Raw genomic sequence first — 16,614 nt, 5'->3', positions numbered from 1 at the left:
TGGAGGGGTGGCGCCGGCCAGCAGTTTCCTTGCGCTGAAAACAGGTCTATACTTCCGCTGGTGAAACACCTGCTTTCCATACGGCAGTGGGGCCCGGCGCGATTGACCGCGGCTGGCTTCCTCGTGCTGATTCTGGTGGGAACGGTTTTGCTCATGCTGCCGTTTGCCGAGGCCGGCACCGCCCGCGCTTCCTTCCTGTCTGCCCTGTTTACCGCTACGTCCGCGGTCTCGCTCACTGGGCTTATCGTGGTGGATACCGGCAGCTTTTGGAGCCCGGCCGGCCAGGTCATCATCCTGGCGCTGATCCAACTAGGCGGCCTGGGCATCATGTCGCTCGCTTCGCTATCCGGCCTGCTATTTACCGGCCGGATTAGCTTCAAGGCGCGCAAAACCGGTGCCTATGAGGGGCGCCCCATTGCCCTTGGTGGTATCCGCAAGACGCTGATTTTTACCTTCGCATTTACCGCGGTGGCTGAGACCATCATCGCTGTCATTGTGGCCGCACGCTTGATGATTGGCTATGGGCACTCCTTTCCGCGCGCGGTGTGGGAGGGCATTTTCCATGCGGTATCTGCGTTTAACAATGCCGGCTTTAGCACCAATAGCGATAACCTGGTGCCCTTTGTTTCTGATGCCTGGATTTTGCTGCCCTCGGCCGCCGCGCTGATCGGTGGCGGATTGGGCTTTCCGGTGTGGGCGGAGTTGGTGCGCTTGGTACGCCGCGATCGTCACGTGGTTCATCGCATTTCCATTACCGCGCGCATGACGCTGGCGGCCACAATCGTGCTCTTGCTCGCCGGTGGCGTCTTTTTCGCGTGCATGGAGTGGACTGGGCTTTTATCCTCCATGTCGCTGGGGGATAAGCTGCTCAACTCTTTCTTTGCCAGCGCGTCCCCGCGCACGGCGGGCTTTAACGCCATTGATTATGGCCAGGCCCATCCCATTACACTGATGGGCACCGACATTTTGATGTTTATCGGTGGTGGCTCGGCCGGTACGGCCGGCGGTATTAAAGTCACCACCGCCTGCGTGCTCTTGGCTGCCATGGCCGCGGAGTTTTCGGGCCGGGAAACCACCACCATTGGCCACCGCAGCCTTCCGCGTTCGGTGACCCGCCAGGCCCTAGCCCTGAGCTTTGCCGGGGTCATGGTGGTCACGCTGGGCGTTGCGGCCCTGCGCTTTTTCGATACGGAATTCAGCGGTGACCAAGTTTCTTTCGAAGTGCTCTCCGCATTCGCTACGGTGGGCTTGTCCACCGGAATTACCGCGAGCCTGTCTGCGCCCTCGCAAATAGTGCTGTGCCTCATTATGTACCTGGGTCGTGTTGGCCCAACCACCTTGGTAGCGGCGCTGGCTGCAAAAACCGTCAGCCGGCGTTTTAGCTATCCCGAAGAAAGGCCGTTCCTTGGCTAATATTCTCAAGGCGCTGGGCCGCACCCGCGCCGGCATCGATATTCCTCCCGTTGTTGTCATCGGTCTGGGGCGCTTTGGCTCCTCGCTTGCCCATGAATTGATGGCCAATGGCGTTGAGGTCCTTGGCATTGATTCCAGCGAAAAGCGCGTGCGCGAAGAAGCTCCGTACCTTACCGAGTCTATTGCGGCAGATACCACCGACCCAGAGGCTTTGCGCCAGCTGGGCGTGGAGGAGGTCGAGCGCGTCATCGTCGCCATCGGCTCCCATTTGGAAGATTCCATCCTCACCGCGTCCAATCTGGTGGAGTTGGGGGTCAAAGACATCTGGGCCAAGGCGGACTCGGAGGCACACGCGCGTATTCTCAGCCAGATTGGTACCCACCATGTCATCCGGCCAGAGCGTGATACCGGCCGCCGCGTGGCTTACCTTTTGGGCGGGCGTTTCCGTGATTTTGCAGAGATTGCCACCGATTATGGCGTGACCCAAATGGCCGTTCCTAGTTCATTGGTGGGCCGGCCGCTCGACCTTTCTGCCATCTGGCGCACGCACCGCGTGCAATTGGTTTCCGTGCGCCGCGCGGAAGGGGAGTGGGCCCCGCTTGCCGACGCCACCGAGCTCAACCCCACCGATTTCATCGTCGCCGCCGGCAGCCCCAAGGCCCTAGAAAAATTCTCCCAGTGCTAGCGAGAGTGGATCTGGTTCTGGGCCTTGCCTAGCCCGTCCGCCACGATGAGGCGGGCGGCCTCGGCCGCGGTGGCGATGGCGTCATCAAAGCCAGCGCCCGCATCCACGGGGCCCAATACGTAATCCGGAATGGACGAACCCTTGGGCGGCCGGGCAATACCAATGCGCACGCGCAGATAGTCGCGGGTGCCCAAGCGCTCGGTGAGCGACTTGAGGCCGTTATGCCCATTTTCATTTCCGCCCTGCTTGATCCGGATCCTATTGGCCGGAAGGTCCAGCTCATCGTGGAGAACAATGACGTGATCCGCGGCGATGCCAAGTTGTTGTGCCAGCGGCGCTACTGGATCGCCAGAAAGGTTCATAAACGTGCCCGAACGCACGGCAAGTACTTTCTGTCCCGCCCAGCTAAGCGGTGCCACCTGCACATCCATCCCGCGTACCGGCTCGAGTACGTCTCCCCCTGCGGCTAACAGATCATCGATGGCCATATAGCCCACATTGTGGCGGGTAGCGGCATACTTCGCGCCGGGATTGCCCAAGCCCACAATAAGCCACTCCGCCTCTAGCTCGTCCGGATTGAGGCCTGGTGTGGGTTTATTCTTCGAGCCAAAGAACCGCGCGAAAAAATCTCCTAAAGGTGCCACTGCACTAGCTTCCTCTCTCGGTAGGGTGGGGTGCTATGAGTCAGGTTATAAGCTCCCTTTCCCGTAGCGTAATCCCCGCGCCCATGGCCGGCGGTCCCACGACCCCGGAACTAGTGCGTGCCGCTCATGCCGCCGGTTCTTTTGGCACCTTAGGTGTGGGCTCTGCCAGCCTAGACGCTGCCCGCACACAGATTGACCAGTGTGCCGGCATTCCGTTTGGAGTAAACCTCTTTTGCCCACAACAGCCGCTTTCCGGGGCGCAACATGCCGCCGCACGCGAGCTGGCGCAGGCAGAAAACCGGCCACTGCCTGAGCCCGATTACTCTTTTGGTTTCGAAGAGAAGCTGGATTTAGCACTGCGCGGCGGTGCCCGCGTGGTGTGGTCCATGTTTGGAACCTTCACACCCGAACAGATAGAGCGAATCCACGCCGCGGGCGCAGAGGCCTGGACCACCGTCACCACCCCTGCGGAGGGAACCGTGGCCGCACGTCGGGGCGTCGACGTGCTTTGCGTCCAAGGCCCGGCCGCCGGCGGCCATCGTGGAACCTGGGACTTAGCCGCGACTCCCGATTCCCGGGATCTGGAAGAGCTAGTGTCCGACGTGCATACCGCAGCCCCTGATCTGCCTCTGATCGCTGCTGGCGGCCTGCGCACTGCAGAAGATATAGCCACCGCTATGTCCTGGGATGGCGTCGCCGCATGTTCCTGCGGTTCCGCATTTTTGCTCACCGAAGAGGCGGGAACGAGTGACTACAACCGGCAGCTACTGCGCCGTGGTGGGCAGACCGTGTCTACCCGTGCTTTCTCGGGCCGCTTTGCCCGTGGACTAGAAACTCAGTACACCCGCAGCCACCCCAACCTTCCACCGGTTTATCCGCTCTTGAACCCTGTACTTAAGGAACGCCGTGCGCAGCACGATGATGCCGTAGCCTACTGCCTCGTAGGAACCGAAGTGGAGAAAATAAACGGGGGTACTGTGGCCAACATCCTGAACCAACTATGCCAAAACCCACAGTAGTAGGCGCTAATATTTATGGTTGAAGATTTAATGCCACCCCCGTGACAGAAAAGGAATGAATTACGTGACTGCGAACGCACATGTTGGCCATGATGATTGGAACGAGCGCCTCGAGCTGGCGCAGCAGATGATTCCGCTCATCCACCAGCTGCACCGCAACAATAACGTTGTCACCACCATCTTCGGCCGCCCACTGGTGGGCCAGACCGATATCGACATCATCAAGTCTCACCGCTATGGCCGCCGCATCGCGCAGCGCCACCTGTCCACGGCGGAGACCCTGCCTATCCTGGTGGAATTGGCAGACATGAACCTGGGCGCCGCAAGCGTCGACCTCGGCCGCTTGGTCCTCGGGTGGGAGGAATCCAACGAGGAAAACCTCCGCATGTACTTGGAAGGCGAGCTGTGCGAGATCGTCGGTGCTGGCGTTGACCTAGAGACCACCGACGTCGTCCTCTACGGCTTCGGCCGCATCGGCCGCCTGTTGGCCCGCCTGCTCGTCGCCCGCGAGGCAGCTTACGGTGGCGTTCGCCTGCGTGGCATTGTCCTGCGCAAGAAGGGCGACGGTGACATCCTCAAGCGCGCTTCCTTGCTGCGCCGCGATTCCGTCCACGGTGCTTTCAACGGCACCATCTCTGTAGATGAGGAAAACGAGGTTATCTGGGCTAACGGCACCAAGATCCAGATGATCTACGCCAACGATCCCGCCGAGATTGACTACACCTCTTATGGCATCAATAACGCCATCTTGGTGGACAACACCGGCGCATGGCGCGACCGCGAGGGCCTGTCTCAGCACCTCAAGGCCAAGGGCATCTCCCGCGTGCTGCTGACCGCACCGGGCAAGGGCGATATCAAGAACATCGTCTACGGCATCAACAACGACAACATCAGCGATGAGGATCAGATTCTCTCCGCTGCATCCTGCACCACCAACGGCATTACCCCGGTTCTTAAGGTCATCAATGACCGCTACGGTGTAACCCACGGCCACGTGGAGACCGCGCACTCCTTCACCAATGACCAGAACCTCATCGATAACTACCACAAGGGCGATCGCCGCGGCCGCGCCGCAGGCCTGAACATGGTGCTTACCGCCACCGGCGCAGCCAAGGCTGTTGCTAAGGCTCTGCCGGAATTTGAGGGCAAGCTCACCGGCAACGCCATCCGCGTTCCTACCCCGGACGTGTCCATGGCTGTGCTCAACCTCGAGCTGTCCAAGGAAGTAGAGCGCGATGAGGTCAACGACTTCCTGCGCAATGTCTCTTTGCACTCCGACCTGCGCCAGCAGATTTCCTACATTGCCTCCCCAGAGGTTGTTTCCTCTGACTTCATCGGCAATACCCACGCCGGCATTGTCGACGGCGTTGCTACCATCGCCTCCGGCAAGCACCTGGTGCTGTACGTGTGGTACGACAACGAGTATGGCTACTCCAACCAGGTAGTACGCATCGTAGAAGAGCTCGCACACACCCGCCCGGTTGTTCTGCCGAAGCGCGTATCTCCTTCTGAGCTTTAAGCTCACCTAGCTCTAGCCCGCGGTTTCCGCGGGCTTTTGCCGTTTTCTCCCGGCTCCAACCACCCCACCCCGAAAAGCAGCCACGCTATCGGCCTGGAAGCACGCCAATGGACTTGAAACGTGTCTGCATTATGCGGTTAATCCATTGGCTGCAGTGCTTTTGTCTGCAGCAGCCGTTTCGCGGTCCATGAACCAACGGCGGCGATGAGCAATGTTAAGAATGCCGCGACAGCGTAGCGTGCAGGAGTGTTGGCATTTATCGGCCACGCCGAAAAGGCAATTAGCCACAGGTAAGTCTTGGCGAGGACATCACCGCCGAGAGTTGCAGAAACAATGGTGCCCATGATGGTGAGGGCGAGTGCACTAATAATCCCGAAGCGCACCACGATGCACAGGGAAATCACCGCAATACTGAAACCTACACCTACGGCCAGCGGCAGTCGTCCCAATACAGCAGGAGCAGAAGTACCGGCGCAGATTGAAGCGAGCGAAGCAGCCGTGCACACGAATACTATTGCCCCAAAGATCCAGATGAGAAGGGCGTTAGGGCTATGACGTGATTCGCTGTAGCTCAGCGGCCACGCCGCCTCTAGCAGTGGCCACACTATGCAAGGGAGGACTCCCGCGCCCACAGGCAGGAGCGCAAAGACGAAGAAGCCGTGGACATAATCGGCAGGGTAGGTGAGGGCAATGACGGCTAAAGCCACGATGCTCAGCACTAGACACCCGATAAGCAAGGGACTGAACGCCGCACGGTGCAGCCCGATCAGCGCGCCAGATAGCTTGGACCGAGCGGAAGCTCTCGGAGTAGCAGTAGGGGTCCACTCCCCACCAGTGGTGATTGCGCCAGCATCTTTATGAGTATCGCCCTGGGGCAGGCGCAATCTAAGAGGTTGTTTGCGGCGAGGAGTAAAGATTGCCGCGCACGTACCTACAGCCGCAAGAACTAGGCATAGCAGTGCGGCGGGCAGTGGACCTTCTTGCAGTAGCGGATCATCTGGATCGAGAGGAACAGAGTTCTGATGAATCCGCAGGGCAGAAAGCAATAATCTCATCGGCCACACAGGTGGGAATGCCCGCCACGCGTTGCCCTCGACAGTGCTCGGTAGAATTCCAATTCCTTGCCAGACAATGCTTCCAGCCAACGCGGCGACGAGGCCGCAGCGGCGCGCGCACCCTGCAGCGAGCCCGGCGATCCCGATAGCCCCTAGGAAGGAAAAGAGCCCAGCCACTACTAATAGCTGATGGTTGGCACGGCCCTGAAGAGCCACGATTGCCCAAGAAAGACCGAAATTGAGGACATGGAAGATCGCCAGGCTAGAAAGTATGACAAGAAAGCGCGAGGTCTGTTCATAGTGGGCGTTGAACCGGCGCCAGAGCGTACCGCCGCCGCGAGTACGGACTTCTCGGCGCTCGGGAATGGCGGCAAAAAGCGCAATGAGAGGTGCATACATCCCCGTGATGAACATGGACTGCCACCCCAAAACGCCGGTGGCGTCCTGCGTGGGAGAAGCCAGCGCGGAAAACAACGCTGTCATTACCACTAATGGTACGGCCAGTAGAGGGAGCCATTGCAGCGCGCTCCCGCGGCTGCGAAGGACCTCGGCGGAAAGGTAGCGATTAAACATGAGCCTCACCATCCGGGGAGGTCAGGCGGAAAAATTCGGCTGCCAGCTGACCACTGGGAGCCAAATTCTTAAGCGAACCAGAATAGCGGATGGTGCCCTCGGCAAGGATGGTGATGTCCTGGGCTAAGTGGACAATCTCACCGAGCTGGTGGGAGCTGACGATGACGGTATGACCGGCGCCAGCCAGGTTCTGCAGAAGTTCACGAAGCTCTACGATGCCCTGCGGATCAAGGCCATTTTGGGGTTCATCGAGAACGAGGATTTCGGGATCGCCAAGCAGTGCTTGGCCTAGGGCGAGCCGTGCCTTCATGCCAGTAGAAAATGACTTAGCCTTTTTCTTCCCAGCCCCGTTGAGGCCCACGATGGCAAGCACTCGCTCTATCTCGGATTCTGGTAGACCAAGCAACCGCGTATGGACGCGAAGATTGGCTGCTGCAGAAAGGTGCCCATAAAAAGCTGGACCGTTAACGGAAGCCCCCACGTGGTCGAGAACCTCGCGTGACCAGGGCGCACCGGCCACGCGAATAGTCCCGGAATCGGCGGCAAGAAGGCCTAGAAAGATGGAAAAGAGCGTAGATTTGCCGGCGCCGTTACGCCCTAAAAGAGCATGGACGCGACCAGGGGTGATGCTAAATTCTACATCCCTCAAAACTGTGTGGGAGCCAAAAGACTTTGAGACCTGCTCAAAGGAGATTTCATAATTCATACTGCGAAGTCTCGCGTGCTGGGGCGCGAAAATCTTCCGCCCGCAAGACGGACTTCGCAGTGAATGTCTCCTACTGCAGTAGGAGACTAGGCAATTCCAGCGCGCTGGGCCACCAGGACCATCGCCACGCGGTCGCGCGCCGCGAGCTTAGACATGAGCGAAGAGACGTGCGTCTTCACCGTCGTTTCCGCAATGACCATCTCGGCGGCGATCTCGGAATTTGTGGCACCGCGCGCAATGAGCGAAAGAACCTCCATCTCGCGCCGGGTCACCAGGCTGAGCCCTTGGCGCTCCTGCGCGCTCAACTCGCCTCGCGTAAGGGCGGTGCGATAGGCCTCCAGAACCGGTCCGGTCACCTGAGAGGCCAGTACCGATTCGCCCTTGGCGACGTCCCGGACTGCCCCCACTAACACCTCCGGATCCGCATCTTTGAGGAGGAACCCATGCGCGCCGGCGGCGATAGATTGAGCCACCAATTCTTCTTCATTAAACGTGGTGAGCATGATGATTCGGCATTCGGGGACGCAGGAAAGAATTGCTTGGGCCGCAGCGATGCCATCCATGCCGGGCATTCGGATATCCAGGATGGCTACGTCAGTGCGGTGGCTCAATGCCGCGGTGACGGCCTCTGAGCCGGTATTTGCGGTGGCCACGACCTCAATATCATCTTGTGCGTTAAGGATGGTAGACAATGCGGCAATAAGCATTGCTTGGTCATCGGCGAGTAGGACACGAATCTTAGGCACGGTTTTCCTTCTGCATCGGTAGTTCGGCACGCAGTATGAACTTTGTTGCATCACCCGAGCTCTCTAGTTTTCCACCTAACGTGTGAGCACGCTCTTCGACGCCAATGAGGCCGACTCCGCTGCCAGTAACTTCGCTGGGAGTAGGGGAGGGATTGGTAGAGGTAAGGGTGATCTGAGCGGCGTCGGCAAGCGCGAGCTCTACTTCTACGTGCGTGCCAGGGCCCTGGTGACGCAGCGCATTGGTCAGGCCTTCAGAAATGATGCGTACCAAGGCCAATTGCGTAAGTGCAGGCGCCTCATAGGTCTCTGGTAAGTCCGCTGCAATTTCTAAGCCCGCCGCGCGGAAACCGTCGATGATGCCCTCGATGTGCTCAAGCTGCTCTGTCGGCTTGAGAGCGGAAGGACCGGTGCTCCGCAGTGCCGTGACAATGCCGCGGACCTCTTCCAACGCAGAATCCGCGCCCTCACGAATAGTGGCAAGAGCATCCTGGGCAGCGTCACTATTTACACGCCCGGCAATGATCCCGGCATTCGCCTGAACCTTGATCAAAGTTAGGGAATGCGCGAGTACATCGTGCAATTCCCTAGCAATGAGCAGGCGCTCTTCTTCTTGGGCTTGGTGGAAACGCTCCTGGGCTAGCCGCTCGCGCTGGCGTGCCAGGTCGAAGTAGCGTGCGGCGATGAAGTAGGTGCTGCCCAAAACCGCCCAATGCACCACCACCATGGCCAAATAACGGAGGTCTAACTGGTAGTGCAGCAGGAATGACTCCGGATCTATGCGCCACATGAAGGGCGAGATGAAGGAGCCAAGAATCGTCAGCGCCAGCACCGTGCGGGGAATGGCACGGCGCGTGACATAGCGGGAGGTGGCATACACCGCCATGGGTGCAGTCAGGGCCCAAGGGGTAAGCCCTAGATTGGTGGGCAGCTGGCTCATCCAAGCCACGGCCCATGCCGCGAGCAGCACAATAAAGCCCGTGGCGCTGAGCACGGGACGGCTCCGCCAGATCCACATAAATGGCAGGAATAGCAACGATAGACCTGCCTGAATAATCTCAATTATGCTGGGATTCTTCGCAGCAGAAATCACATAAAACAGCGCAATGAGCACCGCCACCGCGGTGAGGATTTTATCTCCCAAACGCGCTCGCGCGGCGGTGTCAGTGCTCATAAAGGAAGATAATAATACAGCCCTGAGTGCTACTTCTTCTTATCCTTCTTCTTGCCCTTCTTGGACGTCTTCTTCGCTGTCTTTTGCTCGGACTTGCGCTCAAGCTTGGCGGCGACGTCCGGCACGTAGCGGAACTCTTCGCGGGCAGGGCGTTCATAGGTTTCGCCATCGGAATCTGGGCGCTGCGGGATCTCCGGCATCTCGCGCTCGAGCTTCTCGTACGGAATGGTGCTCAGAAGGTGCGAAATGACATTGATGCGCGAGCGCTTCTTGTCTTCTGATTCCACGGTGTACCACGGCGCGGTTGGGGTATCGGTGTGGATGAACATCGCATCCTTGGCACGGGAGTAGTCCTCCCAGCGGGTAATGGACTGCAGATCCATAGGGGAGAGTTTCCAACGGCGCAGCGGATCGTTGCGGCGGGATTCAAAGCGCTTAATCTGCTCTTCATCAGAAACAGAGAACCAGTACTTGCGCAGCATGATGCCGTCTTCGACCAACATCTGCTCAAAGGTGGGTGCTTGGTGCAGGAAGCGGACGTATTCCTGATCGGTACAAAAGCCCATGACGCGCTCGACACCGGCGCGGTTGTACCAGGAGCGGTCAAAGATGACGATTTCGCCCTTGGTGGGCAGCTTTTCCACGTAGCGCTGGAAGTACCACTGGCCCTGTTCGCGAGAGTTCGGTGCGGGCAGTGCCTCGATGCGGCAGGTGCGCGGGTTGAGGTACTGGGTGATGCGCTTGATCGCGGAGCCCTTGCCGGCGGCGTCGCGGCCCTCCATGATGATGACTACGCGGGCGCCGGTTTCAACGACCCATTGCTGCATGTCCACGAGCTCCGCCTGGAGGCGTTCGAGCTCCTTTTCGTAGGCCTTCTTGTTGAGTTTCTTAGGGGCTTTACTGCTTTTTGTGCTCATTAGTCCAGCTTAACCGGCACTAGCGGCTGGGATGAAAACGGGACCGCCCACTTTGGAGTGAGAACCTGGGCACAGCCTAGGAGCAGGTACAGCTGGGGCCGCAGCCGGGCTCGCCATAGCGGGTGGTATTGGAAATATGCCCCAAGCCTTCGATGGCGATGGTGACGTTTTGGCCGTCCTCGATAAATTGCTGCGGGGTGCGGGCAAAACCCACGCCCTCCGGTGTGCCGGTAATGATGACGTCGCCCGGATTGAGTGGATAGAGCTGTGAGCAGAACTCAATGAGCTCAGCTACGGAAAAGTTGAGGTCATCGGTATTATCGCGCTGCCTTTCCTCACCGTCTACGGTAGTGGTGAGGACAGCTCCGGACCCCGGTGACCACTCATCCGCGGTGGTAAGCCAAGGACCGAAGCCGGCGGTGCGATAAAAGGATTTACCGGCATGGAACTGGCTAGTTTGGCGCTGGAAGTCACGCAGCGTGTAGTCATTCATGATGGCGTAGCCGGCCACATAATCTAGGGCCTCGTCGCGGCTGACACGGTGGGCGCGCTCGCCGATGATGACCGCCAATTCTCCCTCATAATCCAGCTTCTGTGTGCCATATTCGGGAATGAAGACATCATCATAAGGGCCGGTGAGGGCGTCGGCGAACTTGATGAACAAGGTGGGATGTTCGGGGAAATCGCGTCCCATTTCGCGGATGTGCTTGGCGTAATTGAGCCCCACGCAGATGACCTTCCCGGGAGTTGGTACGACGGCTTCCAAATCAGCGTGGTCAAAGACCACGGGCTCGCCGGAAAGCTGGGCGGCCTTGCGCCAATCCTCGCTGCGCAGCAGCTGGCCCACGTCCTCATAATCCAACTCAACACCCACGTTATCGCCGTCGATTCGGATAGCGGAAGTGCCAAAGCCAGTGCGTAGGGTAGCCAATTTCATGGCGACTATCCTACGCGCAAGATTTCCTCGACCGCGTCGGCGCAAAGGATGGGGATTTCTGCCTTTTCTTGCTTTGCCCAAGGCTTGAGCACAAACGACGCCGGATCCATGCGCCCCGGTGGGCGCCCGATTCCTACCGAAAGGCGCTGATAGTCTTTGGTGCCCAGGGACTTTGTGGTTGAACGCAACCCATTGTGGCCATGGTCGCCGCCGCCTGTGCGGAGCTTTATAGTGCCGAAATCGAGTTCTAGCTCATCGTGAACAACGATGATGTCGGCGGCGGAGAGATGAAAGTATTGGGCCAAAGCTTTGATCGGCCCGCCGGAAAGGTTCATAAAGGACCGTGGCTTTGCGCAGATAATCTTGCGGCCGCCAGCCATACCCTCGGCGATTTCGGTGTTGGTCTTTTTGTGTACCGAAAAGCTGCTCATGAGCTCTCCTGCGAGTTCATCTGCCACATCGAAGCCGATATTGTGCCGAGTGCCTGCGTACTTGGGGCCGGGGTTGCCAAGGCCTACAACGAGAAGTGGAGTCACGCGCTCAATTGTCTCATAGACAGAGAGAAAAACGGCAAGGCCGCCGCGAGAAGTGATTCTCACGGCGGCCTTTGCGTGTAAAGGGGAGGGGATTACTCCTCGGAGTCGGAGGACTCTTCGCCCTCGTCGACGGACTCGGCACCAGCGTCAGCGCCGCCTTCCTCAGCAGCCTCGGCTGCTTCCTCGAGCTCCTCATCAACCTCAGGCAGGGAGATGGAGACGATAACGGTGTCTTCCTCTGCCACCAGGGTGGTGTCTTCCGGCATGGTGACGTCGCCAGCGGTGATAACTGCGCCGTCCTCGAGGCCTTCGATGGAAACCTCGATCTCTTCCGGAATGTTCAGTACGTCTGCCTCAACCAGCAGTACGTCAGCATCCTGGATGTGCATGGTGCCTGGGGCCGGCTCGCCGGTCAGGGTAACCGGAACCTCAACCTCAACCTTCTCGCCGCGCTTAATAGCCAGCAGGTCAACGTGGTCGATGTCGAAGGTCAGAACGTTCTGGTCAACGTGCTTAACCATGGTCAGGTACTGCTCGCCGTCGATCTCCAGCTCCAGAACGGCGTTGACGCCGTTGTTGCGGACGAGGGACTGGATGTCCAGCAGCGGAACTGCGAAGTGGACCGGCTCCTGGTGGGAACCGTAGATGACGCCTGGAACCTTCCACTCGCGGCGCAGGCGGCGTGCGACACCCTTGCCGAATTCGGTACGTGCTTCAGCCTTGATTACTGGGCGCTGTGCCATGCTTCATTCTCCTTAGTTAAAGTAGTGCGGCGCGGCCAACGCGATAAAAACGACGAAAGCCTGCCGATGGACGTCTTGGACGAGTCATCGCAGGCGTATATAAAAGCAACATGCTCTAACTTCAATCGCGTCGATAACGGCTTCCTCATCCTGAGGTCGCCCTCGCCGAGACTGAGTTAGATTAGCACGCGCACCAGAAGCAAATCAAAAGCCGCCGAGGTAAGTCTCGGCGGCCCTGCGCTTAGGCGCGATCGAAGAGGGTGGTTACGGAACCATTCTCAAAAATTTCGTGGATGGTCTGTGCCAACAGCGGAGCGATGGACAGCACCGTGAGGTTGGACCAGCCCTCGGTGGACTGCGGCAGGGTATCGGTGGTGATAACTTCCTCCGCGCCGCACTCGGAGAGGCGCTCGCGGGCTGGATCAGAGAAGACGCCGTGGGTGCAGGCAATGATGACCTTCTTCGCACCGGCGTCCTTCAGAACGCGCACGGCGCCGGCGATGGTGCCACCGGTGTCAATCATGTCGTCGAGAAGCACGCAGTCCTTGCCGTCAACATCGCCTACCACGCGGTTGGACACCGTCTTATTGGCCTCGGTATTGGAGCGGGTCTTGTGTACGAAGGCCAGTGGGGCATCGCCCAAGTCGTGGGCCCACTTTTCCGCAACCTTCACGCGGCCGGCGTCCGGGGAAACCACGGTGATGTTATCGGTGGCGTACTTGGACTTGATGTAATCGGTCAGGATGGGCTGAGCGTGCATGTGATCGACCGGGCCGTCGAAGAAGCCCTGGATCTGATCGGTGTGCAGGTCCACGGACACGATGCGGTCCGCACCAGCAGCCTGCAGAAGGTCTGCTACCAGGCGGGCAGAAATCGGCTCGCGGCCCAGGTGCTTCTTATCCTGGCGTGCATATGGGTAGAAGGGCAGGATGGCGGTGATGCGCTTAGCGGAGCCGCGCTTCAAAGCATCGATCATGATGAGCTGCTCTACCAGCCACTTATTGAGCGGCTGGGTATGAGACTGCATTACGAAGCAGTCGGCACCACGCACGGACTCTTCAAAGCGGATGAAGATTTCGCCGTTGGCGAAGTCGCGGGCGGTGGTAGGAACCAGATCGGTCTTGAGCTCCTTAGCCACAGCCTCTGCCAACTCTGGGTGTGCACGCCCAGAGAAGAGCTTCATGTTCTTGCTGCTACCAGTTACCTTGCCAGTCATGGGAGAATATGCCCCTTACTTTTCGTTGTCCTGCGCACGGGCTGCGGCCTCAGCCGCGGGAGTACCCGGACGCTTCTTTTGAACCCAGCCCTCGATGTTGCGCTGTTTGCCACCGGAGACTGCGAGTGCTCCCGCAGGAACATCGTCTTTAATTACTGTACCCGCACCGGAGTATGCGCCATCACCGACATTGACCGGAGCGATAAACATTGTGTCAGAACCGGTGCGCACGTGGCTGCCGATGGTGGTGTGGTGCTTGTTCACGCCGTCGTAATTCACGAAGACGGAGGAGGCGCCGATGTTGGACTGCTCGCCCACGGTGGCATCGCCGATATAGGTCAGGTGCGGAACCTTGGAGCCGCGGCCAATCTGGGCGTTCTTTGCCTCTACGAAGCCGCCGAGCTTTCCGTCCTCGCCCACCACGGTCTTCGGGCGGATATAGGTAAACGGGCCGACCTTAGCGTTGGTACCAATGACGGAATCGCTGCCATGGGTGCGCACGACGGAAGCGCCCTCGCCCACCTGCATATTGGTCAAGGTGGTGTCGGGGCCAATCTCGGCGTTATCGGCGATGCTGGTAGCGCCCCACAGCTGGGTGCCCGGGTGAATAATGACATCGGAGCCCACGGTGACGTTGACGCCAATCCAGGTGGTCTCCGGATCCACGATGGTGGCGCCGCCGCGCATCGCCTTTTCTACCATGCGGCGGTTGAGCTCACGGCCGGCAGCGGCGAGCTGCACGCGGTCATTGACGCCTGCGAGTTCGGCCGGATCCGCTGCTACGTGCGCGCCGACGCCGTGTCCTGCGGTGCGGGCAATCTCGAGCACATCAGTGATATACAGCTCGCCTTGGGCGTTATTGGAGTCGAGCTTCTGGAGGGCGTCGGCAAGCACGCGCCCATCAAAGGCAAAGACGCCGGAGTTGACCTCATCGACCTGGCGCTGCTCTTCGGTGGCATCCTTTTGCTCAACGATGGCAGACACGCTGCCGTCCTCAGCGCGAATGATGCGGCCGTAACCGGTCGGGTCATCGAGGCGCATCGAGAGCACGGTGACCGCGTTGCCCTGCTCGGTGTGGGTGGCGCGCAGGCCCTCGATGGTCTCTGGGGTCAGCAGAGGGACATCGCCGTTGGTGACAATGACGGTGCCCTCGAAGTCCGGAAGCGGCTCCAAGCCGCAGGCCACGGCATGTCCGGTGCCCAGCTGCTCTTCCTGTACCGCCTGCAGTACCTCGCAGTCCAGCTCCTGGGCGATGGCATCCACGGCGGGGGAGACCTGATCGCGCTGGTGGCCCACCACCGTCACGATGCGCTCCGGGTTGATCCCGGCCGCAGCATGCAGAGCGTGGCCGAGCAAAGTGCGCCCGCCAATCTCATGCAAGGTCTTCTGCTTGGTGGACTTCATGCGGGTGCCGGCGCCAGCCGCAAGGACGACGACAGCACACGAGGTTGTTGCTACCACGGGTTATTGAACTCCTGGGGTCGAGTCTGATTCTTATCCGGACTACATCCTATAGCCCGAGTGCGATTTATGTGTGAGAAACCTCTTTCAGGCCGCGGGCGCGCCACACACCGAGGAAACCAATGAGGGCAAGGAAGAGCAGCGCCGCCTCAGGTCCGGCCAGTGCCACCACGGAGGAGATGCCACCGACGATAAGCAAGATAATGCCCATCATCGTATTGGCCGCACCTACGTACTGGGTGCGCTTATCGCCGCCGGCCATATCCACCACGTAAGTCTTACGCGCCACGCGAATGGCCGTGTGCGCCAGGTTCACGGCGAAGAAGCCAATCGGCATGACCCAGGCATTGACCGCATCCGGTGCCCAGTGCGAGCTGGCGACCAAAAGCACCAGCACGACGGAGGCCACGGCCGCGCCCACGGCCATGGTGTTCTTAGAGGACTTATCCGAATACACACCGGAGATGCGCCCGCCCACCAGAGAGGCTAGGCCGGAAGCTAGCACGAATCCGTAGAGCCCAGAAAGGTTGCTGCTGAGCAGCACAATAAAAGAGGTCGATAGCGCCGAAACGAGCAGGAGCGCGCGGACGATGACGAAGTTACGAAATTGGCCGTCGCTGGTAAAAAGCTGCCAGGTATCTTGCCACCAGCGCTTATCGATGCCCCCTTCGGCTTCCTCTGGCACCGGCTCATCCACGTGCGAAAAGACCCACGCGGCAATGGCCCAGGTGGACGCACCAATGGCGAGGACCGTGCCCATCATGGGAATGCTGAGCTCGCCCAAAAAGTAGAGGATAATGCCGGTCAGCAAAGTAGCACCGCCACCGAGGGCTGCCGCGCTACCGGTCACCCGGCCGCGTGCGCCCTTAGAAATCGTGCGCGCCTGCACGTCCTTGCCCGCAATCGAGCACAGCGCGCGGAAGAGGGAAAGTGACGCCAAGGCCACCAGCACCACCACGCCCAATACAGCCCCGCGGGTAAAAAATGCCGCGAGCGCGATGACCGCGGCGGATACCGCTTGGCCCAAAGAGCCGATAATCCACAAGCGCTTGCGGGCCCTATAGGTAGTCACCCACGGAGTCAGCGCCGCCTGCGGCAACATCGAACCGGACTCGCGGATAGGGGTGAGTAGGCCGGTAAAGAACGCAGGCACTCCGGCCGCACTAAAGAGCGCGGGCAGCACCGTCTTGGCGGCAACAATCTGATCGCCCAAATTTTGCAGGCCGTTGGACCAGATGAAATACCGGGCATTGGATTTAGACATGAGAAATGC

16 protein-coding genes are annotated in these 16,614 nt (G+C 59.6%); 4 read left to right on the top strand and 12 right to left on the bottom strand.

Annotated elements, in window-relative coordinates; all coding sequences use genetic code 11:
- Positions 1-60: 60 nt before the first annotated feature.
- Both I6J28_RS10160 and I6J28_RS10155 read left to right on the top strand, forming a co-directional pair.
- Positions 61-1,413, top strand: a complete 1,353-nt coding sequence (locus tag I6J28_RS10160; RefSeq protein ID WP_204609706.1) for a TrkH family potassium uptake protein — start codon at positions 61-63, stop codon at positions 1,411-1,413.
- Positions 1,406-2,098, top strand: a complete 693-nt coding sequence (locus I6J28_RS10155; RefSeq protein WP_204609704.1) for a potassium channel family protein — start codon at positions 1,406-1,408, stop codon at positions 2,096-2,098. The genes I6J28_RS10160 and I6J28_RS10155 overlap by 8 nt, the downstream gene beginning before the upstream one ends.
- Here the strand turns inward: I6J28_RS10155 and pth (I6J28_RS10150) are convergent.
- Positions 2,095-2,742 (bottom strand): aminoacyl-tRNA hydrolase, encoded by a 648-nt coding sequence (gene pth, locus I6J28_RS10150; protein ID WP_204609702.1) that lies wholly within the window; start codon positions 2,740-2,742, stop codon positions 2,095-2,097. The genes I6J28_RS10155 and pth (I6J28_RS10150) overlap by 4 nt on opposite strands.
- Positions 2,743-2,777: 35 nt before the next feature.
- Between pth (I6J28_RS10150) and I6J28_RS10145 the strand changes: the two genes are divergently transcribed.
- Both I6J28_RS10145 and I6J28_RS10140 read left to right on the top strand, forming a co-directional pair.
- On the top strand, positions 2,778-3,761 hold the full coding sequence (locus tag I6J28_RS10145) for a nitronate monooxygenase (RefSeq protein ID WP_204609700.1): 984 nt from the start codon (positions 2,778-2,780) through the stop codon (positions 3,759-3,761).
- Positions 3,762-3,825: 64 nt separating this feature from the next.
- On the top strand, positions 3,826-5,280 hold the full coding sequence (locus I6J28_RS10140) for a glyceraldehyde-3-phosphate dehydrogenase (RefSeq protein ID WP_370658400.1): 1,455 nt from the start codon (positions 3,826-3,828) through the stop codon (positions 5,278-5,280).
- 137 nt (positions 5,281-5,417) lie between these two features.
- Here I6J28_RS10140 and I6J28_RS10135 read toward each other — a convergent pair whose 3' ends face one another.
- From I6J28_RS10135 to I6J28_RS10085, 11 genes are all read right to left on the bottom strand, one after another.
- Positions 5,418-6,908 carry a hypothetical protein gene (locus I6J28_RS10135; RefSeq protein WP_204609696.1) on the bottom strand — a complete coding sequence of 497 codons (1,491 nt, stop codon included), beginning with the start codon at positions 6,906-6,908 and terminating at the stop codon, positions 5,418-5,420.
- A complete protein-coding gene (locus I6J28_RS10130) occupies positions 6,901-7,614 on the bottom strand; it encodes an ATP-binding cassette domain-containing protein (RefSeq protein WP_204609694.1) in 714 nt (237 codons plus the stop codon). The genes I6J28_RS10135 and I6J28_RS10130 overlap by 8 nt, the downstream gene beginning before the upstream one ends.
- Positions 7,615-7,700: 86 nt before the next feature.
- Positions 7,701-8,360: a response regulator gene (locus I6J28_RS10125; protein ID WP_204609692.1), complete on the bottom strand. Its 660-nt coding sequence runs from the start codon at positions 8,358-8,360 to the stop codon at positions 7,701-7,703.
- Positions 8,353-9,531 carry a sensor histidine kinase gene (locus I6J28_RS10120; protein WP_204609690.1) on the bottom strand — a complete coding sequence of 393 codons (1,179 nt, stop codon included), beginning with the start codon at positions 9,529-9,531 and terminating at the stop codon, positions 8,353-8,355. Before I6J28_RS10120 ends, I6J28_RS10125 begins: the two co-directional genes overlap by 8 nt.
- Positions 9,532-9,560: 29 nt before the next feature.
- Positions 9,561-10,448: a polyphosphate kinase 2 gene (gene ppk2 / locus I6J28_RS10115; RefSeq protein WP_204609688.1), complete on the bottom strand. Its 888-nt coding sequence runs from the start codon at positions 10,446-10,448 to the stop codon at positions 9,561-9,563.
- 76 nt (positions 10,449-10,524) lie between these two features.
- Entirely contained in the window at positions 10,525-11,385 is an 861-nt protein-coding gene (locus tag I6J28_RS10110) for a fumarylacetoacetate hydrolase family protein (RefSeq protein WP_204609686.1), read from the bottom strand.
- A 5-nt stretch (positions 11,386-11,390) separates the two neighbouring features.
- On the bottom strand, positions 11,391-11,921 hold the full coding sequence (pth, locus tag I6J28_RS10105; protein ID WP_204609684.1) for an aminoacyl-tRNA hydrolase: 531 nt from the start codon (positions 11,919-11,921) through the stop codon (positions 11,391-11,393).
- Positions 11,922-12,013: 92 nt separating this feature from the next.
- Entirely contained in the window at positions 12,014-12,664 is a 651-nt protein-coding gene (locus I6J28_RS10100; RefSeq protein ID WP_204609683.1) for a 50S ribosomal protein L25/general stress protein Ctc, read from the bottom strand.
- A gap of 241 nt (positions 12,665-12,905) precedes the next feature.
- Positions 12,906-13,880, bottom strand: coding sequence for a ribose-phosphate diphosphokinase (locus I6J28_RS10095; RefSeq protein WP_204609681.1), 975 nt, complete (start codon positions 13,878-13,880; stop codon positions 12,906-12,908).
- A 15-nt stretch (positions 13,881-13,895) separates the two neighbouring features.
- Entirely contained in the window at positions 13,896-15,341 is a 1,446-nt protein-coding gene (gene glmU / locus I6J28_RS10090; protein WP_204609679.1) for a bifunctional UDP-N-acetylglucosamine diphosphorylase/glucosamine-1-phosphate N-acetyltransferase GlmU, read from the bottom strand.
- Positions 15,342-15,408: 67 nt separating this feature from the next.
- Positions 15,409-16,605, bottom strand: a complete 1,197-nt coding sequence (locus I6J28_RS10085; protein ID WP_204609677.1) for an MFS transporter — start codon at positions 16,603-16,605, stop codon at positions 15,409-15,411.
- Positions 16,606-16,614 lie beyond the last annotated feature (9 nt).

The sequence above is a fragment of the Corynebacterium tuberculostearicum genome (assembly GCF_016894265.1).
Lineage (GTDB): Bacteria > Actinomycetota > Actinomycetes > Mycobacteriales > Mycobacteriaceae > Corynebacterium > Corynebacterium tuberculostearicum_D.
The sequence above is the reverse complement of the archived record's forward strand: the minus strand, read 5'-3'. Positions and strand labels throughout refer to the sequence as shown.